Raw genomic sequence first — 4,353 nt, forward strand, 5'->3', positions numbered from 1 at the left:
CAACTATAAATTTATCACTTGGTATATTTATTGATAGATTTTTATGATTTATATTTTCATAAAAATCCAAGTCAAGTCCAGTTGGAATATGCTCAGCTTGAATATTAAAACCAGAGTTATAAAAATATTCATTTATATTATTGAGAGGAGATACAACCTTGTCTTGAGCCTTATAAGCAAAAATCTCCGTTAGTTTTGTCAGCATCACAAATGGATGATATTTTTTTGCACTAGTTAATTCTGTAATAGATAATGGCCATATATCTTTAATATCAATTATTAGTTTAGCTTTTGCTCTTTTTGCCATAAATTTTGCGGCAAAAATAGCAAACGGATGTGGAGAGGCCATTATAATAACATCAATATTTCCTATTTCAACTAATAGTTTTTTTGTAGATTTTATTAAATTTAACACAAATGCAAACATATTTACTATACGTCTAAGTCCATTACCTTTATAAAATGGTGTTTTTATACTAAAAAATCTAACTCCACTATCAATGTGCGAAATATACTGCTCATCTATAAGTTTTGCATCATGGATTCGGTGAGAAAAAGCAGCATTGATTATCGTTGTTTTATAGCCAAGCTCCACTAATTCTTTAGCAAAGAAAAAATGTCTAGCATCAAAGTCATCCTTGCCACCATTATAATGTCCAATAAACACAACACTTTTAGGCATTTAATATCTCTTTGACCATTATCTCACTTGCCTTACCATTACCATATAAATTTAATTCCAAATTATTTTCATCAAAAGTTTTTATAGTTGAAAAGGCAGCTAAAATTTTATCTTTATTTGCGCCCACTAAAACATTTGCCTTACATTTTACAAGCTCTACCCACTCCGTTTCATCACGTAATGTAATACACTGCTTTTTAAAGAAAAACGCCTCTTTCTGAAGTCCTCCGCTATCAGTCATTACAAAAAAGCAATTATCAATAAGCCACGTCATTTCTAAATAACCGACCGGCTCTACAATGGTAAGATTTTCAATATTTACATTTAAATTTTGCAATATATTATTAGTTCTTGGGTGAAGTGGTAAGACAACTTGGATATTTTTAGCTATATCATTTAATGCTTCAAAAATGGCCTTAAGCCTAACCTCATTATCTGTATTTTCGGCCCTATGTATAGTGCAAAGTATAAATTTTTTATCAACATTCAAATTTGGCTTTTTTGCAAACTTTTTATAAAATATTGCTCCATCTTGCATTACATCGCCACTTTTTATTATTTTGCAGTCAAATTTTTCAAAACCTTCATTTTTCAAATTTTGCACTGCAGTATCAGTAGGGCAAAGTAAAATTTGACTCACACGATCCGTCAAAATTCTATTGATCTCCTCGGGCATTTGCATATTAAAACTTCTTAGCCCAGCTTCAACATGAGCGAGTTTTACGTGCAGCTTTGAAGCAATCAATGCACCAGCCAATGTCGAATTTGTATCACCATAGACCATCATCATGTCTGGTTTTTCGTTGATGGCTATCTCTTCTATTTTCTCCATCATCTGTCCGGTCATAGCACCATGAGTTTTACCTCCAATACCCAAAAAATAGTTTGGCTTTGGTATTTGCATCTCATCAAAAAATATATCGCTCATATTTGCATCATAGTGCTGTCCAGTATGAACTATAATTTCCTTGATACTATCAAATTTGGATATTTCACGGCTCACCGATCCAGCTTTTATAAACTGTGGTCTTGCGCCTAAAATTGTCAGAAGCTTCATTTTATATCGACCATTTAGTAATAAATTTTTCTATCTTTTTCATCTGCTCCACATACAATCCTCTCTGGTTTATAATATTTTGGTTTATAAGCATCATGTCATTAGTGTTGTTGCTTAGAATTTTCTCTATAGAGTCTATAAATTGATTGCCATCATTAAACAAAAAACCATTAACTCCGTCAAGTATCCAACTTCTATTCGACAAAATATTGGATACAACTGGAATAGCACCACATGCCATAGCTTCCATTAGAGATAAAGAAGTACCATCTGATTTTGTATTGCTTATATATATTTTTGTCCTATCCATCTTTTTTAACAAATTGCCATGATCCATATTCTTGTAAAAATCAATAAAGCTATAATTTTGCTTTAATTTTAATAGATCATTTTCGCTTATATGGGGCAAAACAAAAACTATTTTTAAATTTCTATTTTTGAAATATTTTAAATATTCAAGCATTTCCTCTATTCTAGAATTTGGAACAAATGCCCTATTTGACAGTATATCTATACTTTTTTCGCTATATTTTAAAGATACTTTTTCGATACCATATTGACCAACAAATACTCTACTAGCATCTATGCCAAAAGATAAAATTTTATCCCTTATTTGGTCTGATACAGCAAAAATAGCGTCCGTTCTCTTCAAAATAGTTTTATTAATAATTTTTAAAAAAATGTTTTCATTTAAAATATCATCACCATGGCAAACAACGCTAAATAATGCTTTTATCCTTGAAATTTTTTTAGCCAGGAAAGAAACAAGACCCATACTGTAGCTAAAGTGAGCATTTATAATATTTGGCTTAATTTCATTGAAAATTTTAGCTAATTTAAAAATATAGAATAAATAATAATAGTTACCTCCTCTATTATCAACAGTTTTATTACTAAGAAAAAAAATATTTTTACAGTTTGTTATATTTGTTTTGGAAAAAGTTGCCAAAAAAACATCATATCCAGATTCAATAAAATAGTCTACCCATTTTTTGGTATGTATTGAGCCAGCATCTGCTACAAACATTATTTTCTTTATATTCACTGTTCCCCCATAATTTCTTCAAAGAATTCCAGTCTCTTTTGTTCTTTAATTCTTATATCTAAATTTTCTTCAGCAAATTTTCTGGCAAGAATGTTGATATTGTTATTATTAAATACGCTATCAACAAATACCTTTATCTTACTTAAATCTATATTATCCTCATCCATTCTTAAGGCAAATTTTTCTATGTCCTGTAAATCTGTATCCTCATAAGCATATATTATTGGAAGTCCACAAGATAAATATTCTCTTGTTTTCAGAGGAGATGCTTCTCTCATTTTTTTATATCTATATATAGACAATGTGCCTATTCCGACATCGCATTTTACAATTTCATCGATCACTCTGTCGCTAGACATCCTTCCCATATATCTTAAATTATCAGTATTGCAACCATCCTGTCCAATTATCATAAAGTCATATTTGGTCAAATTTTTAGCCATTTCTACTATCTTATCAACACCATGCCACTTTTGTCCAACCGAACCGACAAAAACTAATCTTGGCCTAGTATTTGTATTATTTTTAATGGGATATTTTTTTACGTCTGCTCCATTTGCTATAACGATACTTTTTTTACCAAAATAGCTAAAAATATTTGATAATTCATGACTTACAAAAACAAATGCCGATATTTTTTTTAAAATTATATTTCTGGTTATCAAATTATATAAATGCGTCAAACGTGATCTGGATTTATATTCTGTTACATCATTTGAATTTATCTCCATAATAACACGCTTCTTTTTCGCAAGATAGTAGAAAAATGGAGTAAAAAGAATATATCTAGTATAAATCAAATCATAATTAACAATATGATGCACTTTCGTTAAAAAATAAGTAGAAAAATAAATCCTAAACAATGATCCAATTTTGCCCAATTTTTTAAAATTGACTTGCCTAAAACTAGTCACTATTTTAAGGTCGCTATCATACAACACATTATCAAAAATTGAAAAAAAACAAACCTGATGACCATGCTGCTGCCAAAATAAAACTTGACTCTTAACTTTTTTTATAACTCCAGAATGGCTACCAGCAAGTATACTCTCATCAACAACATACAATATTTTCATACTATAATCTTATAATACTACTTTGCTTTAACATCATAAACTCTCTCCCAAACACTCACACAATAAAGACGCCACATTATGAGTATGTTCATGCTATTAAGCTTAAATTTTAAATGCTCCATATCGGCAACAGACTTAATAATATCAGAGCTTAATATATCCTCTTTCATTTTGTCTTTGATGCTATTTAACCAAATATTGTCAGGTGCATTGAAGCCAAATTTATTTTTTCGCCAAACTACTTCATTTGGTAAAATGCTATCAATGACCTTTCTTAAGACATATTTACTCCAACCATCTTTAATTTTATATTTTGCATTTATGCTCAGAGAATTTTCTAAATTTACATAATCTACAAATGGGAGTCTGGTTTCGATAGAGTGCCTCATTGAGTTTTTATCCTCATATCTCAAAAGCGCTGGTAAATTTGTGGTAAAAATTTCATATTTTTGCATCTCATCTATATTGAAATATTTTTTTGACAAATTTCCCA

General features: G+C 29.7%; 5 protein-coding genes. All 5 read right to left on the reverse strand.

The annotated features are described in order from the left end of the window. A partial coding sequence (locus tag F3G69_RS09080) for a glycosyltransferase family protein (RefSeq protein ID WP_149715048.1) occupies positions 1-682 on the reverse strand: 682 nt, incomplete at its 3' end. Continuing rightward, positions 675-1,739, reverse strand: coding sequence for a non-hydrolyzing UDP-N-acetylglucosamine 2-epimerase (gene wecB, locus F3G69_RS09085; protein WP_149715049.1), 1,065 nt, complete (start codon positions 1,737-1,739; stop codon positions 675-677). The genes F3G69_RS09080 and wecB, both read right to left, overlap by 8 nt. Position 1,740: 1 nt before the next feature. Next, entirely contained in the window at positions 1,741-2,766 is a 1,026-nt protein-coding gene (locus tag F3G69_RS09090) for a glycosyltransferase family 4 protein (protein WP_107709849.1), read from the reverse strand. Between the two features lie 14 nt (positions 2,767-2,780). Continuing rightward, positions 2,781-3,860 carry a glycosyltransferase family protein gene (locus tag F3G69_RS09095; protein ID WP_149715050.1) on the reverse strand — a complete coding sequence of 360 codons (1,080 nt, stop codon included), beginning with the start codon at positions 3,858-3,860 and terminating at the stop codon, positions 2,781-2,783. A 17-nt stretch (positions 3,861-3,877) separates the two neighbouring features. Further along, positions 3,878-4,353, reverse strand: a 476-nt coding sequence (locus F3G69_RS09100) for an asparagine synthase-related protein (RefSeq protein ID WP_223155908.1), incomplete at its 5' end; no start/stop codon positions are given.

Origin of the sequence: Campylobacter concisus (assembly GCF_902460625.1) — a bacterium.
GTDB lineage: Bacteria > Campylobacterota > Campylobacteria > Campylobacterales > Campylobacteraceae > Campylobacter_A > Campylobacter_A concisus_AD.

Coding starts and splice junctions, on each gene's coding strand:
- wecB (WP_149715049.1), bottom strand. CDS start 1,739: ATGAAGCTTCTGACAATTTTAGGCGCAAGACCACAGTTTATAAAAGCT.
- F3G69_RS09090 (WP_107709849.1), bottom strand. CDS start 2,766: ATGTTTGTAGCAGATGCTGGCTCAATACATACCAAAAAATGGGTAGAC.
- F3G69_RS09095 (WP_149715050.1), bottom strand. CDS start 3,860: ATGAAAATATTGTATGTTGTTGATGAGAGTATACTTGCTGGTAGCCAT.